The sequence below is a fragment of the Alistipes putredinis DSM 17216 genome (assembly GCF_000154465.1).
In the GTDB taxonomy this organism is placed as follows: Bacteria; Bacteroidota; Bacteroidia; order Bacteroidales; family Rikenellaceae; genus Alistipes; species Alistipes putredinis.
Map to the genome: position 1 here is coordinate 315,714 of NZ_DS499577.1, position 17,150 is coordinate 332,863.

18 protein-coding genes and 1 pseudogene are annotated in these 17,150 nt (G+C 53.9%); 12 read left to right on the plus strand and 7 right to left on the minus strand.

Going from position 1 to position 17,150, the window contains the following annotated elements; all coding sequences use genetic code 11:
• Window positions 1-29: 29 nt before the first annotated feature.
• The 3 genes and pseudogenes from ALIPUT_RS13350 to ALIPUT_RS01650 form a co-directional block, all read right to left on the minus strand.
• A pseudogene (locus ALIPUT_RS13350) lies at window positions 30-335 on the minus strand (BACON domain-containing protein); the annotation flags it as partial.
• 125 nt (window positions 336-460) lie between these two features.
• Window positions 461-1,576 (minus strand): methylmalonyl Co-A mutase-associated GTPase MeaB, encoded by a 1,116-nt coding sequence (meaB, locus tag ALIPUT_RS01645; RefSeq protein ID WP_004327869.1) that lies wholly within the window; start codon window positions 1,574-1,576, stop codon window positions 461-463.
• A gap of 26 nt (window positions 1,577-1,602) precedes the next feature.
• The gene (locus tag ALIPUT_RS01650; RefSeq protein ID WP_040293074.1) at window positions 1,603-2,067 is read right to left on the minus strand and encodes a peroxiredoxin family protein; all 465 of its coding nucleotides are present in this window, start codon (window positions 2,065-2,067) and stop codon (window positions 1,603-1,605) included.
• A 78-nt stretch (window positions 2,068-2,145) separates the two neighbouring features.
• Between ALIPUT_RS01650 and ALIPUT_RS11990 the strand changes: the two genes are divergently transcribed.
• From ALIPUT_RS11990 to tsf, 12 genes are all read left to right on the plus strand, one after another.
• Window positions 2,146-2,850 carry a glycosyltransferase gene (locus ALIPUT_RS11990; protein ID WP_004327871.1) on the plus strand — a complete coding sequence of 235 codons (705 nt, stop codon included), beginning with the start codon at window positions 2,146-2,148 and terminating at the stop codon, window positions 2,848-2,850.
• A gap of 207 nt (window positions 2,851-3,057) precedes the next feature.
• Window positions 3,058-4,419, plus strand: a complete 1,362-nt coding sequence (locus ALIPUT_RS01660; RefSeq protein WP_004327872.1) for an MATE family efflux transporter — start codon at window positions 3,058-3,060, stop codon at window positions 4,417-4,419.
• A gap of 199 nt (window positions 4,420-4,618) precedes the next feature.
• Window positions 4,619-5,029, plus strand: coding sequence for a methylmalonyl-CoA epimerase (gene mce / locus ALIPUT_RS01665; RefSeq protein ID WP_004327876.1), 411 nt, complete (start codon window positions 4,619-4,621; stop codon window positions 5,027-5,029).
• Window positions 5,030-5,050: 21 nt separating this feature from the next.
• Complete coding sequence (locus tag ALIPUT_RS01670) at window positions 5,051-6,613, plus strand: acyl-CoA carboxylase subunit beta (protein ID WP_004327878.1); 1,563 nt, start codon at window positions 5,051-5,053, stop codon at window positions 6,611-6,613.
• A gap of 11 nt (window positions 6,614-6,624) precedes the next feature.
• Window positions 6,625-6,945, plus strand: a complete 321-nt coding sequence (locus tag ALIPUT_RS01675; protein ID WP_004327879.1) for a hypothetical protein — start codon at window positions 6,625-6,627, stop codon at window positions 6,943-6,945.
• A gap of 3 nt (window positions 6,946-6,948) precedes the next feature.
• Window positions 6,949-7,413 carry a biotin/lipoyl-containing protein gene (locus tag ALIPUT_RS01680; protein WP_004327880.1) on the plus strand — a complete coding sequence of 155 codons (465 nt, stop codon included), beginning with the start codon at window positions 6,949-6,951 and terminating at the stop codon, window positions 7,411-7,413.
• A 5-nt stretch (window positions 7,414-7,418) separates the two neighbouring features.
• Window positions 7,419-8,612: a sodium ion-translocating decarboxylase subunit beta gene (locus ALIPUT_RS01685; RefSeq protein ID WP_004327881.1), complete on the plus strand. Its 1,194-nt coding sequence runs from the start codon at window positions 7,419-7,421 to the stop codon at window positions 8,610-8,612.
• A 679-nt stretch (window positions 8,613-9,291) separates the two neighbouring features.
• Window positions 9,292-9,822 carry a TonB family protein gene (locus ALIPUT_RS11995; protein ID WP_004327883.1) on the plus strand — a complete coding sequence of 177 codons (531 nt, stop codon included), beginning with the start codon at window positions 9,292-9,294 and terminating at the stop codon, window positions 9,820-9,822.
• 277 nt (window positions 9,823-10,099) lie between these two features.
• Window positions 10,100-10,555, plus strand: a complete 456-nt coding sequence (gene rplM / locus ALIPUT_RS01700) for a 50S ribosomal protein L13 (RefSeq protein WP_004327884.1) — start codon at window positions 10,100-10,102, stop codon at window positions 10,553-10,555.
• Between the two features lie 5 nt (window positions 10,556-10,560).
• The gene (gene rpsI / locus ALIPUT_RS01705; protein WP_004327885.1) at window positions 10,561-10,947 is read left to right on the plus strand and encodes a 30S ribosomal protein S9; all 387 of its coding nucleotides are present in this window, start codon (window positions 10,561-10,563) and stop codon (window positions 10,945-10,947) included.
• A gap of 179 nt (window positions 10,948-11,126) precedes the next feature.
• Entirely contained in the window at window positions 11,127-11,978 is an 852-nt protein-coding gene (gene rpsB / locus ALIPUT_RS01710; protein WP_004327886.1) for a 30S ribosomal protein S2, read from the plus strand.
• A 112-nt stretch (window positions 11,979-12,090) separates the two neighbouring features.
• The gene (tsf, locus tag ALIPUT_RS01715; RefSeq protein ID WP_040293335.1) at window positions 12,091-12,921 is read left to right on the plus strand and encodes a translation elongation factor Ts; all 831 of its coding nucleotides are present in this window, start codon (window positions 12,091-12,093) and stop codon (window positions 12,919-12,921) included.
• Between the two features lie 220 nt (window positions 12,922-13,141).
• On the opposite strand, the gene ALIPUT_RS01720 is transcribed toward tsf, so the two are convergent.
• The 4 genes from ALIPUT_RS01720 to ALIPUT_RS01735 form a co-directional block, all read right to left on the minus strand.
• Window positions 13,142-13,852: a hypothetical protein gene (locus tag ALIPUT_RS01720; RefSeq protein ID WP_004327888.1), complete on the minus strand. Its 711-nt coding sequence runs from the start codon at window positions 13,850-13,852 to the stop codon at window positions 13,142-13,144.
• A gap of 216 nt (window positions 13,853-14,068) precedes the next feature.
• Complete coding sequence (locus tag ALIPUT_RS01725; RefSeq protein WP_004327889.1) at window positions 14,069-14,479, minus strand: S24/S26 family peptidase; 411 nt, start codon at window positions 14,477-14,479, stop codon at window positions 14,069-14,071.
• 12 nt (window positions 14,480-14,491) lie between these two features.
• Complete coding sequence (locus ALIPUT_RS01730; protein WP_004327890.1) at window positions 14,492-15,409, minus strand: phosphoenolpyruvate carboxykinase (ATP); 918 nt, start codon at window positions 15,407-15,409, stop codon at window positions 14,492-14,494.
• The gene (locus ALIPUT_RS01735) at window positions 15,402-17,114 is read right to left on the minus strand and encodes an ABC transporter ATP-binding protein (RefSeq protein ID WP_004327891.1); all 1,713 of its coding nucleotides are present in this window, start codon (window positions 17,112-17,114) and stop codon (window positions 15,402-15,404) included. The genes ALIPUT_RS01730 and ALIPUT_RS01735 overlap by 8 nt, the downstream gene beginning before the upstream one ends.
• Window positions 17,115-17,150 lie beyond the last annotated feature (36 nt).

Genomic DNA, 17,150 nt, shown 5'->3' on the forward strand with positions numbered 1-17,150 from the left:
TTGTCTGAACCGTGTCCCTTTTGTTCGATTTCGATGGCGATGCGGTAAGAGCCGCAGACGATCGTGATTTTGGCGAAGCGCGATTCGGAAGAGCTGTTGGATTCGAGGATTTCGATGGTGATCTGCGCTTTGCCGGCATCGCCGCTGTAGGCGGACAGACGGAGCCACGAAGGTTCCGTGCGCGTCGTCTCTTCGAGGGTTGCAGTCCATGCTTCCGCTGCCGTGAACGAAATGGTTTTCGGAGCGGTTTGATCAGCGTCAAAGATTTGCTCCAGTAAAGAGCTGTCGATCAGGATGGAAGAAAGCCCCCCCCCTCCTCGGGAGATTCGGTGCAGGCTCCGAGCATGACGAATGCCAGCAGAGCTGCGAATAGTTTTACGTGTTTCATTGTTTAGGAATTTAAGTGATATTAAGTGTTTGGTTCAATGCCGTATGACAGGAACGGTTGCTGCGTGGTCCGTTAGTTCTTGTTTTTGAAGTAAAGCTCCAGCAATTCGTGCGCCGCGACGAACGAGCTGACTTTGGCGTCGAGCACTTTTTGCTCGAGCTCCGTGATGCGGGGTTCGATCTGCGGGTTGTGGTAGAAGCTGTTCTTCAACACCTCGTCGATGGTTTCGTACATCCAATACTTGTTCTGACGGTTGCGGTTGTGCGTGAAGTATCCGTTCGCCTGAATGAAGTCGAGGAACTCTTCGACGCCTTTCCACACCTCCTCGAGTCCCGTTTTTGTGTATGCCGAGCAGGTATAGACTTTCGGCCGCCAACCCGATTCCGGGACCGGGAAAAGACGCAGCGCACCCTGATATTGCGTTTTGGCCAGTTCGGCTTTGTGGATGTTCTCGCCGTCGGCCTTGGTGATGACCATCATATCGGCCATCTCCATAATGCCGCGCTTGATGCCCTGCAATTCGTCGCCCGCACCGGAGATCTGGAGCATCATGAACATATCGACCATCGAATGTACGGCCGTTTCGGACTGTCCCACGCCGACCGTTTCGATGAAGATGACGTCGAATCCGGCAGCTTCGCACAGGATGATCGTTTCGCGGGTTTTGCGGGCTACGCCGCCGAGCGACCCGGCCGAAGGGGAGGGGCGGATGAAGACCTTGGGATTGGACGAGATGCTCTCCATGCGGGTCTTGTCGCCGAGGATCGAACCGCCGCTGCGCTCCGAGCTGGGGTCGATGGCCAGTACCGCCAGCTTGTGCTTGAGCGAGGTGACCATATTGCCTACGGCTTCGATGAAGGTCGATTTTCCGGCTCCCGGGACGCCCGTGATGCCGATGCGTACCGATTTCCCGGCATGCGGCAGGCACTTTTCGATGATCTCCTGCGCCTGGGCATAGTGGTCGGGGTTGCTGCTTTCGACCAGGGTGATGGCCTGCGAAAGCGTCGTGATGTTGCCTTGAAGAATGCCCTCGACATATTCCTCGGTGGTGAGCGCGCGCTTTTTCTTCCGGACGAAATAGGGATTGACTACGGGTTGGTTTTCCACGCCTTCGGTTACAGTCAGGGCGCACTCGTGATGTGTGTCGGCATACTCTTTTTCGTAGTGGTTTATCTTGGTGAATGACATGACGGAATTAAAGGTATTACTGGAGTTTATTGAACTATTTTCTGGATGAATGAACTGGTCATGCTCTGCGGATTTCCCATCCACAGCACTCGATTCTTGGCATCGATCAGCACGCTGAACGGCACGAAATCGACTCCGAAACTGCCGAATACTTTTTTGTCGTGATCGAGTGCCACACCGATTCGTTCGGAGATGTAGGGCGTGAGAATCGGGGCGATTTTTTCGGAATCTTCCTGTGTTATGATGATAATGCGCAGTTTGGAGCCTAATTTGTTAGATAGGTCCCGGAGTGCGTCCAGCGAAGCCGTGCAGCCTTTGTTCGACGAGTGGAAGAATACGAGGTACGAAAGATCCGCTGCGGCCGGATTCCGGGATGCGAGCCAAGTGACGCTTTTGAGTTCGGGGGCCCGCTCTCCGATGACGATGTTCTGTGCATGGGATGCGCCCAACGTGCAAAAAACGACAGTAAGGAGTAAAAGAACTCGTTTCATAGGCATCGTAATTTTTAGCGAAGATAGTGAAAAAAAATAAATAAAGACCGGTTTTCTGCCGGAAAGGAGATTTATATTATGGAGAATATATGGGGACCGCAACGTAAGACGGGAAATATGGAGGAAGAGAGCCTCCGCGAGGAGAACAGAAAGGCGCACGAGGAGGACGAACGTTTTCGGATGACGGCTGTGAAAGCGGCCGGACAGGTGCGTCAGCGTATGCGCTGCGCGACCGGGGAGTCGGATGAGGTCATTCGTCGTAAGTTCATGTTGCCCGAGCGGTATATTCTGACCTTGATGACGGTCGAAACGCTCGGCCAGGAGCGGATGCTGCTCGATCTGATGGCCGGCGGTCGGCTCGGTGCGGACCTCGTGCTTTGCGGTCGTCGTTCGTTCTATGCCGATATGTTGCTTCGCACCGCTCGCGACCGTCGTCTGGCGCTGCGTACCAATTTTATTTACGAATACTCGCCCGAGGAGTTGAGCGCTTTTTTCCGCATGGCAGACGGCCTGGTTTACCTGCCCCGGAAACGGGGGCGGGTGCAGCCTGTCGTCGAAGCGCTCTATGCCGGGATTCCGGCCGTGCTCTCCGATACCCGCCGCAATCGGCTGACTGCCGGCGATGCGGCCCGTTATATCGCGTGTCCGGAGCTCGATGAGCTGGCCGATACGCTCGATGCGATCCTGTCCGATTCCGGATTGCGTCGGCAGGTGCAGGGATGCTGCCTGCGTCGTGTGGAACGATGGAAAACTCCCGACGATAACTTGCGGACCAGGGAGTGATAATACGGGAGCAATTAACCGATCGATAGTTGCACGCTTCGGATTAAATCGCTACTTTTGTCACCGAAAAATCTCATTGAAAGTTTTGTAATCCTCATCGGAGGGCAATATAATGCCGGATAAGATGACTGGGTAAAACCAATCGCTTGTCCGGTGTTTTTTGTTTTGTGCTAAATGTGCAAGTAGTTGAATTTAGTATGATTGTGCATGGAAAGAGATGCTATTGATTTCGGTTCGCTGAAGGTTTCGGTATTGTTCCGCCGTCTGTTTATTCCGACTTTGTGCGGTATGCTCAGTATTTCGGCAGTTACGGTGGCCGACGGTATTTTCGTGGGGCAGGGCGTCGGCAGCGACGGCATCGCCGCCGTGAATATCTACGTCCCGCTGCTGATGGTCTTTCAGGGAATGGGCTTCATGATCGGTATCGGCTGCTCGGTGGTGGCTTCGATCCACTTGTCGCAGTCGAAGATCCGGGCGGCCCGCCTGAACGTCACGCAGGCGATGGTGTTCGTGACGGCGGTGACCTTGCTGCTGTCTTCGGCGATTCTGCTTTTCCCCGACCGGACGGCTGTGTTGCTGGGGGCTTCGGAGCATCTGCTGCCGTTGGTGAAGGATTATCTGTTGTGGTTTACTCCGGCACTGGTTTTCCAGATGTGGACGGCCGTCGGACTTTTCGTTATCCGTTTGGACGGGGCGCCGAAGCTGGCGATGTGGTGCAGTGTTATCTCGGCGTTGCTCAACGTGTTGCTGGACTGGTTGTTTATTTTCCCGCTGGGGAGGGGCGTCATGGGGGCTGCGTTCGCTACCGCGATCAGTGTATCCGTCGGCGGCGGTATCGCTTTGTGGTACCTGCTGTGCCGGGCCCGTTCGTTGTCCCTCTGTCCGCTTAAGGGCAGCCGCAAGAGCTTGCGCCTCTCGTTGCGGAATGTGGGGTATCAGTGTCGTATCGGCTCCTCGGCCTTGTTGGGCGAAGCGACTCTTGCGACCTTGATGTTTACCGGAAATCAGGTGTTTATGCGCTATTTGGGCGATGACGGCGTCGGAGCGTTCGGCATCGCCTGCTACTACATTCCTTTTGTGTTCATGGTCGGCAACGCCATTGCGCAGTCGGCACAGCCGATCATCAGCTATAACTTCGGGGCAGGCGCTTCGGGGCGGGTGATACAGGCACGACGGATCGCATTGGCAACGGCTGTTGTGTGCGGTATGACCGCGATGGGATTGTTCGTCTGCTGTCCCCGTATATTGGTCGGGTTCTTCCTCGATACCGATACGCCGGCTGCCCTTATCGCTATCGAAGGGTTTCCGTTGTTTGCGTCGGGTTTCGTCTTTTTCATCGTGAACCTGACCGTCATCGGGTATTATCAGAGTCTTGAACGGGTAAGAGCCGCCACTACGTTCGCTTTGCTTCGAGGCTTCGTCCTTTTGGTTCCCGCTTTCCTGCTGCTGCCCCGTGTGGCCGGGATCTCCGGCATCTGGCTCGCCATGCCGCTCTCGGAATTGCTGACGTGTGCTGTCATCGCGGTATTTTATAATCTGCGGCGGGGTTTCGGCCTTCGGTTTTCTTGATTTCAAGCGGTTGTCCTTCACGGATAACCGCTTTGTTTTTCCGTTTTTTCCCTGCATATGCCGGAAAGTCGGAATAGTTCCGACTAAAATCGTTTTTTTGTTGGCTTATTCAGATATTTCATCTATTTTTGTATGATTTTTTGAGGATTCCGAAAATTCAAATTCAACGATATTCAACTTAATTAAATCTCTTGAAATTATGAAAGTATCTCACATTGAGCATCTTGGCATTGCAGTCAAAAGCCTGGATGAGTCGATTCCCTATTGGGAAAACGTACTGGGTCTGAAATGTTATGCGATCGAAGAGGTTGCCGACCAGAAAGTCCGCACGGCGTTCTTCAAGCTGGGCCAGACGAAGATCGAGTTGCTCGAGCCTACGTCGCCCGAATCGACCATCGCCAAGTTCATCGAGAACAAGGGCATCGGTATCCACCACATGGCACTCGCCTGCGAGAATATCGAGGAGCAGTTGGCCGATGCAGCCGCCAAGGGCATCCGTCTGATCGACGCTACGCCCCGCAAGGGTGCCGAGGGCATGACCATCGCTTTCCTGCATCCGAAATCCACCCAGGGCATCCTGACGGAGCTTTGCGAGAACAAGAATAAATAATTTAACAGCATATTTTCGATTATGAGTGAAATTCAGAACCAGATCAACCAGCTCATCGAGAACCGTGAGATGGCTCGTATGGGCGGTGGTCAGAAGGCGATCGACAAGCAACACGAGAAGGGTAAGTACACCGCACGCGAGCGTATCCAGATGCTGCTCGACGAGGGTAGCTTCGAGGAGTTCGACATGTTCGTCACGCATCGTTGCTACGACTTCGGTATGGAGAAGAAGCATACGTTCGGCGACGGTGTGGTAACGGGTTACGGTACGATCGAAGGCCGCTTGGTCTATGTCTTTGCCCAGGACTTCACCGTGACGGCAGGTTCTCTGTCGCTTTCGATGTCCGACAAGATCTGCAAGATTATGGATATGGCGATGCGCAATGGCGCTCCCTGCATCGGCTTGAACGATTCGGGCGGTGCCCGCATCCAGGAGGGCGTGAACGCTCTGGCGGGTTATGCCAACATTTTCCAGCGCAACGTGATGTGCTCGGGTGTCATTCCGCAGATTTCGGCCATCTTCGGTCCCTGTGCCGGCGGTGCAGTCTATTCTCCGGCGCTGACCGACTTCATCATCATGAAGAAGGGTTCCTCGAATATGTTCCTCACCGGTCCGAAGGTCGTGAAGACCGTGACGGGCGAAGACGTGACGCAGGAGCAGTTGGGCGGTGCCACGATGCATACGACCAAGTCGGGCGTAGCTCAGTTCGCCGTCGAAACCGAGGAGGAAGGCATCCAGTTGATCCGTCAGTTGCTTTCCTATATGCCGCAGAACAACATGGAGGATACGCCGATGGTCGTCTGCACTGATCAGATCAACCGTCTGGAGGATTCTCTGAACGAGATCATTCCCGACAATCCGAACAAGCCTTACGATATGGCCGAGGTGATTCGTGCTATCGTCGATAACGGCGAATACCTGGAGTCGGCTGCCGATTTCGCAAAGAATATCATCACCTGCTTCGCCCGCTTCAACGGACAGAGCGTCGGTATCATCGCCAACCAGCCCAAGTACATGGCCGGTGTGCTCGACATCAACGCCAGCCGCAAGGCCGCCCGCTTCGTGCGCTTCTGCGATGCCTTCAACATTCCGCTGGTGACCCTCGTGGATGTTCCGGGCTTCCTGCCGGGTACGACCCAGGAGTACGGCGGTGTCATTACGCACGGTGCGAAGCTGCTGTTCGCATATTGCGAGGCTACCGTTCCGAAGATCACCGTGACGCTGCGCAAGGCATACGGCGGCGCTTATATCGTGATGTCTTCGAAACATATCCGCGGTGATATCAACTACGCATGGCCGACGGCCGAGATCGCTGTGATGGGTGCGAGCGGTGCCGTCGAGGTGCTGCATGCCAAGGAGCTCGCCGCTTTCGAGAGCGCCGAGGAGAAGGCCAAGTTCGTGGCCGAGAAGGAGCAGGAGTACCGCGACAAGTTCTCCAATCCCTACAACGCCGCCCGCTACGGCTATATCGACGATGTGATCGAGCCGCGCAACACGCGTTTCCGCATTATCCGCGCTTTGCAGTCGCTCGCAACCAAACGTTTGCAGAATCCGGCCAAGAAGCACTCTAATATTCCTTTATAAATCGACGAATTATGACACAGATAGATTGGTCGGGTATCCTTACGATCACATGCGTCGGGTTCTGCCTGGTGATTGTCATGCTCCTTCTGCTGGTCTTTGTAATGAAGGGCTTCGGTTCTTTCTTTACGCATCAGCGCAAGAAGCAGTCACCGTCGCAGACGGAATTGGACGAGGAGACCGTAGCCGCCATTATGACGGCGCTGAAGCTCTTCGGCAGCGCCCGTCACGACCGGGAAACCGAGATGCTTACGATTTTGAGCATCAAGCGGGCTTACTCGCCCTGGAACTCGAAAATTCACGGATTAACTCAAATGCCAGATTACAGAAAATAAGTTATGAAAGACTATTCATTGAAAATAAACGGAAATCAATACGACATTTCGATTGAGGACGTGAACGAAGAATCGACGATGGCCAACGTCACCGTCAATGGTGTCGCTTACGAGGTGGAAATCGTCGGCGAGCAGGCCAGCAAGATGAAGAAACCGCAGGTCGTTCCCGCTCCGAAAGCTGCAGGGCTGTCGGTGACTCCGACTACGGCTGCGCCTTCCGCTCCCAAAGCTGCACAGGCTGCTGCCGGCGGTCCCGGTTTGCAGGTGAAATCTCCGCTGCCCGGTACGATCCTCTCGGTCAATGTGAAGGAGGGCGACCGCGTCGCTCCCCGTCAAACTCTTTTCGTGCTCGAGGCGATGAAGATGGAGAACAACATCGATGCCGAACGCGGCGGTGTTGTCAAATCCATCCACGTCCAGAAGGGCGCTACCGTGATGGAAGGTGATCTGTTAATCGTTATCGAATAAGTGATATGATGTTAACAGCTGGATCCATTTCATTGTCCGACAGTCTGGTCGATTTTTTCAATCAGACCGGATTCGCAGGGGCGACCTGGGGGAATATAGCGATGATTCTCGTCGCTTTCCTGCTCCTGTACCTCGCCATCAAACACAAGTTCGAACCGCTGCTGCTCTTCACGATCGCTTTCGGTATGCTGCTGACCAACCTGCCGGGAGCGAATATGTTCCATTCCGAACTGTTCGCCGGCGGACATATCCACTGGGGAAGCTTCATTCAGGATGCCGGATTGCTCGATTATCTTTATCTGGGTGTGAAGCTCGGTATCTACCCGTGTCTGATCTTCATCGGTGTCGGTGCCATGACCGATTTCGGCCCGCTGATCGCCAACCCGAAGAGTTTCATGCTCGGTGCTGCTGCGCAGTTGGGTATTTTCGTGACCTTCCTGGGGGCTTACGCGTTGGGCTTCACTCCTGCTCAGGCCGGTAGTATCGGTATCATCGGCGGTGCCGACGGTCCGACTGCGATCTTCCTGACCGCCCGCCTCGCGCCCGAATTGCTGGGTCCGATCGCCGTGGCCGCTTACTCTTATATGGCCCTCGTGCCGGTGATTCAGCCGCCCATCATGCGTCTGCTGACCACCAAGAAAGAGCGTGAAATCAAGATGTCGCAGCTGCGCCCGGTTTCCAAAACCGAGAAGATCCTCTTCCCGATCATCATTGCCGTAATCATCTCGCTGCTCCTGCCGAGCGCCGCTCCGCTGATCGGCTGTCTTATGCTGGGTAACCTGATGAAAGAGTGCGGTGTGGTTGATCGTTTGAGCAAGACCGTGCAGAACGAGCTGATGAATATCGTGGTGATTTTCCTCGGTATTACCGTCGGTGCTACGGCTACCGCCGAAGCGTTCATCAATGTCCAGACCTTGAGTATTCTGGTGCTGGGTGTGCTTGCGTTCGCTCTCGGTACGGCCGGAGGTTTGCTGCTTGCCAAGTTTATGAACCTCTTCCTCCCGGAGGGCAAGAAGATGAACCCGCTGATCGGCTCCGCCGGTGTTTCTGCGGTTCCTATGGCAGCCCGCGTATCGCAAACCGTCGGCCAGGAGGCCAATCCGAGCAACTTCCTGCTCATGCACGCCATGGGTCCGAACGTAGCCGGTGTCGTCGGCTCTGCGGTTGCCGCAGGTATTCTGCTGTCGTTCCTGGGATAGTCCGGGGTTTCTATAGATTGAAGAGGGCCGTTTTGCAGACGGTCCTCTTCTTTTTCCTGGGAAAGAAGGTTGCTGACGCCTATATCGGCTGCGGTGTGCCTATTGGTAATTATATTTTTTAAGAAACCCTTATTCGACGATCGCAGCACGAATCCGACGGTCGCTTATTCGCTGTCGGTGGTCGCGTTTATAATTCGCCCCCTTCCTTGCTCCTTTTCTTCGGAAAGGACTTGGTCCGTTACGCATCCAAAAAGCTCCGCTAACAGCTATGATTCCATGCTTGAAATTTGATCGTGCGGCTTTTGGTATTGTAATGGATTCCGGGATCAGACCGGGGCGGTTCCGGTTGCGTTGTTCCGTCCGGCTCCTGTTTCTTGCGATGAAACGAATAAATAATTGATATTCGAGTGTTTTCTGTCGCCTAACTTTTTGAGTCGTCTTAAAATTCCGCCTCGGGAAAATGCAAATAAATTTGCTTTTGCATCCGGCTTTTCCTATCTTTGTAGAAGATAGGATTCGGTTCGGCAATTTTCGAGAACAAGTTCTCACAATTGCTCTTACCTCTCGCTATCTTTGACATAGTCTTAGATAGGATGCGCCTCGGAAAACCGTGAACAAGGTCCCGTTGTCTCTCGGCTTTCACTATTTTTGTTTATGTAGAAACCAACAGACAGATGCTATGAAAAAATTTCTGTTTTATGCCGTGAGCCTGTTGCTGGTGTTACCCGCGATGGCTCAAACTCCGGCCGATGCCCCGGGTACGACGACTTCGACACCTCCGGCCGAGGGACTGGTCATTGCGGATGGCCAGGTCGCACGTTTGAAAAAAGCCCCGTCGTTTAAGAACAAAGGGTTCGAAAAGTATTGGAAATGGGTGCTTTCGCGCGTACAGTATCCTGCCGATATGGAAGAGCAGAAGGTCGAAGGAGTGGTGCAAGTCCGGATTATCGTCGAAACCGACGGATCCGTGACTGTGGACGAAGTGCTTGCTTCGCCCCATGAGAAGCTGACCGAAGCGGTTACGCGGGTGGTCGAGAATTCTCCGAAGTGGACTCCGGGCATCATGACCGACAAGGAGTCCGGTCTGGATTATCCCGTGCGGGTTTCTTACGTTCTGCCCGTGGAGTTCAAGGTGCGTCCGCAAAAACTGGTCGATCCGACCATCGGACGTTATAACGGACAGAAGAATTTCAAACCTTACGGTAGTTGATACGCTTTCTGCGTCGGCCCGGTATCTTGTTGCAGGTGCGCTGCCGACTGGTCGATTTTCTGCGGTGACCGCCGGGGATGCGTAAAAAAACCGTGCTTGGCTTCGGACGAAAGAAGCCGGGCGCGGTTTTTTGTTGTAAAAAGTGTAAATGGCTTTTTTAGAATATATTGACGTTATTTGTTCGGGTGTTTTGCTTTTTGCGGATTTTCTTCGTATCTTTGCGCACCCGTATAGTGCGGGAGGTTGGATAAATAAGTATTAATTAAACGTAAACAAAGTGGATTCATTAAGCTACAAAACTATCTCGGCGAACGCCGCTACGGTTGACAAGCAATGGGTTGTCATCGACGCGACCGACGAGGTATTGGGACGTCTTGCATCGCAGGTTGCGAAGATCCTCCGCGGCAAGAACAAGCCTAGCTACACCCCCCACGTCGATTGCGGTGATTATGTTATCGTCATCAACGCGGACAAAGTGAAGCTCACAGGCAAGAAGATGACCGACAAGGTCTACACACGACACACCGGTTTCCCGGGAGGTCAGCGTTTCGCTACGCCGGCCGATTACCTGGCGAAGAAACCGACGTTTCTCATCGAGAAGGCTGTCAAAGGCATGCTCCCCAAAACGCGCCTTGGCGAAGCCATTATGAAGAATCTGAAGGTGTATGCCGGCGCCGAGCATCCGCACGCCGCTCAGAACCCGAAGGCAATTAAGTTAAACGAGATTAAGTAAGAATTATGGAAGTTGTAAATACCGTAGGTCGTCGTAAGGCTGCTGTGGCTCGCGTATTCGTGAAGCCGGGTAAAGGGGAGATTACGATCAACCGCAAATCGCTGGAAGTCTATTTTCCGCTCGACATCCTTCAGTTCCAGGTGAAGCAGCCGCTGCTGGCTACCAACACCGCAGAGAACTACGATATCACCATCAATCTGGACGGTGGCGGTATCAAGGGGCAGGCTGAGGCGGCTCGTCTGGGTATCGCACGCGCATTGTGCGAGATCGATGCCGAGTTCCGTCCGGTTCTGAAGAAGAACGGATTCCTGACGCGCGATCCCCGCGAAGTTGAGCGTAAGAAACCCGGTCAGCCCGGAGCACGTCGTAAGTTCCAGTTCAGCAAGCGTTAATCGTACGACCGAATTTCGGCAAGCACGATTCAGGTTACAAACCGGCAAGACTACCTATATATTATTATATCGGCTATTACTTACAGGTTGCCTGATCGCGGAAAACTCTCCGGATTGACCGCAGTTCACTACCGGGAGAGTTGAAGAAAAGAGAATTAAAATTAAACCATTGAATTAAAATGTCACGTACAGATTTTAATACATTATTGGAAGCCGGCGCTCATTTCGGACACTTGAAGCGTAAGTGGAATCCCAAAATGGCTCCTTATATTTTCATGGAGAAGAACGGCATCCACATCATCGACCTGCACAAGACCGTGCTGAAGCTCGATGAGGCGGCAAACGCACTCAAGCAGATCGCCAAGAGCGGTCGTCGCGTGCTGTTCGTCGCCACCAAGAAACAAGCCAAGGAAATCGTTGCCGAAAAGATCGCAGCTATCGGTATGCCTTACGTTACGGAGCGTTGGGCTGGCGGTATGCTGACAAACTTCCCCACCATACGTAAAGCCGTCAAGAAGATGTCCACCATCGACAAAATGACCAACGACGGCACGTTCGATAATTTCTCCAAGCGTGAGAAGCTGCAGATCGCGCGTCAGCGTGCGAAACTCGAGAAGAACCTCGGTTCGATCGCCGACCTGACCCGTCTGCCGGCCGCTCTGTTCGTCGTGGACGTGCAGAAGGAGTCCAACGCCGTGAAGGAGGCCAAGCGATTGAATATTCCCGTATTTGCAATGGTAGATACTTGTTGTGATCCAACCGACATTGATTACGTTATCCCTGCAAATGACGATGCGACCAAGTCGATCGCTGTGATCCTCGACGCCGTGTGCGGTGCCATCAGCGAGGGCCTCGAGGAGCGTAAGCTCGAAAAAGAGAAGGAGGCCCAGGAGAATGAGGCTCATGAGGGCGATGCTCCTGCGAAGAAGGATGCGAAACCTCGTATCAAGAAAGCCGTGAAGGCTTCCGTGGATGCTGAGGAGGCTACCGTTGCCGAGGTTGTCGCTGCGACCGAGCAGAAAGCGGAATAATTCGCACGGAGATTATGGACGTTTCCGTCCCGTGCGAAGATTGCCCGAGCGATCCGAGATGGTCGGGATACGGAAACGCAGAACGAAGTTCAACGAAATTAAAACCAAGACTATGGAAATCAAAGCTGCAGATGTAATGAAGCTCCGCAAAATGACCGGTGCCGGTATGATGGACTGTAAAAAGGCCCTTGCCGAAGCCGAAGGTGATTTCGCGCGTGCCCAGGATATCATCCGTGAAAAGGGTAAGCTGGTCGTTGCCAAGCGTGCCGATCGTACGGCCACCGAAGGTGTCGTCGTAACGAAAATCGTGGGTCAGAAGGGTTATATCCTCTGCCTGGCTTGCGAAACCGACTTCGTGGCGCAGAATGCGGAGTACTCCGCTTCAGCTAACGCGATGCTGGACGTTGCCGTGAAAACCGATGCTGCGGACCGTGATGCGCTGCTGGCAGCCAAGAATGCCGAAGGCCGCACTGTCGAGGAGATGGTGACCGAGAAATCGGGTCAGACCGGCGAGAAGATCGAGCTGGCATACTATGCCCGTATCGAAGCTCCCTACTGTCATGCGTACGTACACTTCAACAAGAAGCTCGGTACGCTTATCGGCTTCAACAAGGTCGTTCCCGAGGAGGTAGCCCATACCGTTGCCATGCAGGCAACCGCTATGGCTCCCGTTTCGATCTCTGAGGCCGATTGCCCGGCCGATGTGATCGAGCACGAGCGCAAGATCGCTGTCGAGGCCATGAAGCAGGATCCGAAGAATGCCAACAAACCCGAGGCTATTCTGGAGAAGATCGCCGAGGGTAAGATGCGCAAGTTCTTCGAGGAGAATACGCTGCTCAACCAGCCGGTGGTAGGTGAGAAGGAGACGATCGCCGAGTTTATCCACAAGGCGGACAAGGATGCTACGGTTATCGCTTACAAGCGTTTCGCGCTCGAAGCGTAATCGGTGACCCTATAACGAAAAATAGCGAAGGAATTTCCTTCGCTATTTTTTGCTTTTATGGTGTCGGTGTTCTTGAATTTCTAAGAAGGGATTTCCTCTGTTCCCCCCCCCTCGATGGGGTGAAGTAGTCGAATTCGATATGAACGGAGGCTTGTCAATGATTGCGGTCGGTGCCGAAAAAAGAGTATGGAAATGCCTTTTCTGAAGATTAGAGAACAATTTACTGCAATAATATTGTGCGCGAAAAATTTTCTAATCGATTCAGGTCCGATTTATTGTAATAACGACTCAATTTTTTCAAAAATATTATATCGTCTTCAGTAAAATAATTTCCTCCCCACATATATACATCGGCAATTTTCCACACTTCAGATGGAGTCATGATTTTCCCATCTTTTAAGATAATACGAAAAACCAAAGTATCCGCAGCATATGAATCTGAGTCAAGAATGACATAACGTCGGAAAAAATCTGTAAATGCGGAGTTATCGCCATAATACAAGATAGAACTTATAAAAAAGTCTTCAGCAAGCATAACAGAAATCAATCTTAAACGACTCTCTGTTGGCTTGTAGTAATGAGATATCCCTGCCGACGTTTTAACAACAAGATCGCATGGAGCCCACCAACTACAAAAACTCACATAGAAAAGTAATGTGTCATTTTGAGGGTTGAACTGAAACCCTTCCGATTCGACATCTTCAAGCATCTTTTTTAAGAGTCCTATTGTGGGGGAAGAAATTTCCAATTTCGTACCTCTTTTCTGCTTCCAATCCGGACGAAAACATGGATCTTTTTTCACAGGTTTAAGTCCATAAGTATAAATATTGACGTGCTCCGACGCCTCCTGCCATAAATCAAATAGGCTTGTTTGAGCATACGTGGTCAAGCTAATTCCCAACAACAAACAAGAAAGAATTATTTTTCTCATAATCAGTTATTCAAATATTTATATTTACCATAAAAAATACTTTCGGATCGATGATTCAAAATAGCCGTACATTCAATTGGAACCCCATCGGTACTTACTGCATAATGAGTACGCAAAGGCAAGCCGTATTGTGCTCTAATCCTATTTTCGAGATTCGGGGCGGGCAGAACTTAAAGAAACAGAGAGCATAACTCTTGCTTGAATCCGATTCGGGAGTTATTTTCTGCAAATCCGCCGCAGAACCCAGAGCGGATAACGTCGTACGGGGCGCAGCCAGAGCCATACCCGAGCCAATACCCGGTGAATGGCACTACAATCCACAACTCCATAAACCTTGGCCGGGGGCATCGTTTCCGTGGTAAGGTTGCCATCGCCGAGCAGCGTGACCTCTTCCGGTGTCGCCTGAATGATGCGGTGTACGACGAAATTGCCTTGTACGGTTTCGGCCATCACCACCGCTCCGCGTCGCAGATCCTCGTGGCGCAGGGGCCGCAGCGTGATGACGCTGCCGCTGCGGAAGAAGGGCAGCATGCTCTGTCCCTGGACGCAGATTCGTACGTTTTGGCCTTCGAGCAGCAGGTCCCTCGTCTGGGCGAAGGCGATCCGGTTCGCTACGGTTTTTTCCATGATCAATTGTTTTCAGGCTCTCTGTTTTCCTTCGAGGACCGTGGCGTAGGAGAGTTCGGCCGCTGCCTTGTCCGGCAGGCAGGCCAAGTGCCACACAGGGGCTTGGGTGAGAATGTCCGACAGCGTACGGCAGATTCTATCCTGCAAATCGCTGTCGTAGGCGAATGCCGGGGGGCAGGACGGGAGCAGCGATCCGACGGCCCGCAAGATTGACAGTCGGGTGATTTCGTTGGCCGGGGCCTGGCTCAACCGGACGATTCCGGCAATCGGCCGCGAAATGTTGCGGTAACAGGGGGTCTTGCCGCTCCAGGGCGATCCGAAAGCGGTCGCCTGCCCCTGGTACATCCGGATAATCGGGCTGTCGTCGTTGAGCAGCCGTGCTCCGGGAATGTGCTCCTGCCACAGCCGGGTATGGGTGCTTTTTCCCGTGCCGGATTCTCCCAGAAACAGGACGGCCCGGCCTTCGCATTCGATGGTCGAGGAGTGTATCGCAATGGCTTCGGGGGAGATGGCGATGCCGAACATGATCCAAAGCCCGAAACGCATCAGGGATTGATGGGGTTCGCGTCCGTCGGCGAGCAGGTCGCTCTGTACATCCGGCGAATCGAACGCTTTGAAGAATAGCGTCGGACGATCCCCGTTGCGGGGAACCATGCGGAACAGGTAACCTCGCGGCGTACGCTCGAAGTGGCAGTCGGCTTCCGCATCGTCGAACGGAAATACGTCGAGTTCCCTGTTCGGCTCTCCTCCTGTTAATTTTTTATTTATCGTGCAGTCCGGAATCAGGCGCATGGTCAGGGGCGCGGCCGGGTCCGCTTCTGCGGCGAACGGTTCGAATGCCCGAGCCATGTGGCTGCCGGGTCTTACGAAGAGCCGGTCGGCCTGTTCCAGCCGGATGCGGAATCCGGCGATGATATATTCTCTATCCATTGTTATCGAGTGTGATGATGCGGTCGCAGTACTCCAGCGAGCTTTCTCGATGGGCGATGACCACGATGGTTAAATCTCTGTTGTGTTGTGACAGTTCGGCGATCGAACGGTTGATTCCCTCCTCCGTCCCGCTGTCGAGCGCCGAGGTCGCCTCGTCGAAGAATAAAATGTTGGCCTGTTTGTAGAGAGCTCTGGCAATGCCGATGCGCTGGCGTTGTCCGCCCGACAGTTTGTTGCCGGCCTCCCCGATCGGGGTGTCGATCCCTGCGGAGAGCGATTGCACGAAGTCTTCCAGCCGGGCGGCACGCAGGGACTCCTCGGCTCTCCGACGGTCGATTTTCTCCTCCTCTTCGCCCAGGGCGATGTTTTCCAGCAGGGTGCCGTCCAGCAGGAACACGTGCTGCGAAACGTAGCCGACGGCATTTTGCCAGCGGCGGCGGTTGGCGGCGGTCAGGGGCTCGCCGTCGATCGTGATTTCACCGCCGGTGGGGGTATAGAATCCCAACAGAAGGTTGAACAGGGTCGTTTTTCCGGCCCCCGATGCGCCTCGGATACCGACGTGTTCTCCCTTGCGGATCGTGAGTGTCAGCCCGTGCAGCACCTCTTTGTCGCCGCGCTCGTCGTCGAAGCGGAACGAGAGGTCGCGCACGGCGATTTCACGTTCGAAGGGCAGCGGAGGCTGTGCGGCTGACGGTTCCGGCTTTTCGTCGTTCAGGTCGATGTCCCGCAGGATATCGATGGTGTAGCGGTTGTATTTGAGTGCCGACCATCCGGACATCATGTTGCGTACCGAAGGCATCAGCCGCAACCCGGCGACGGCGAATACGCCGAAGAGGACCCGGGCTTCATCGCCCGGCGTACCGAGGCTGACCGCCACGAACAGCGCCATGCCGATCGCCAGTCCTACCTCCATGAAGATCGAAGGCAAGGCATTGACGGTCATATTTCTGGACTGAATCGTAACGATCTTGTCCATCGCCCGGTCGAAGCGGCGCAGCATCGAAGGAAAGGCATCGTTGATCTCCAGGTCGGCATATCCCCGGAAGGTCTCGACGACCGTGCGGGCCTTCTCGCGCTGGGCTTCGTTCTCCTGTACGCCGTAACGGTGGAGCCGTTTGCGCACGGCGCTGTAGTAGAACCAGACGGTCGGAATGAATACCAGCAGGACCAGTCCCGCGACTGTGGGGTTGTAGAACAGCAGCGCCGTGAACAGCAGTGCGAGCAGCATGCTCTCGCTCGTGATCGACGCGAGCGGTACGAGGATCCCCGTAACGAACGCCAGACAGACGAAATTGACGTTCCGCGAGAGCAGTGCCGAATTGGTGTTTTTGATGAATCCCAGCCCCCGGTCGTGATATTCGATATAGAGCCGCCGCGACATACACCGGTAGAGGTCGTAAATATACCGCCGTTCGTAGCGCAGCAGGAAGAGGTTCAGCAGGTTTTTGAATGCGATCAGTGCGACGATACATCCGCATACGGTCAGGGCGAACGCCCGGTCCGATTCGAATCCGCCCGCTTGGTACAGCCGTTCGAGCCAGGGGTTCGTGTGCATGCTCTCGCTGTCGAGGATCAGCAGCAGTACCGGAATCAGCAGAGCCAGTCCTGCGAAGTTGAGCAGGGCCCGCAGGAAGATCGTGCCGGAAACCAGGTAGCTCCGGCGGCGGAATCGGCGGGGGATGATGTCCAGCAGGATTGATCTCATGAAGCTGTTTTTCGGGACCGGTCTGCGATTGTCGTT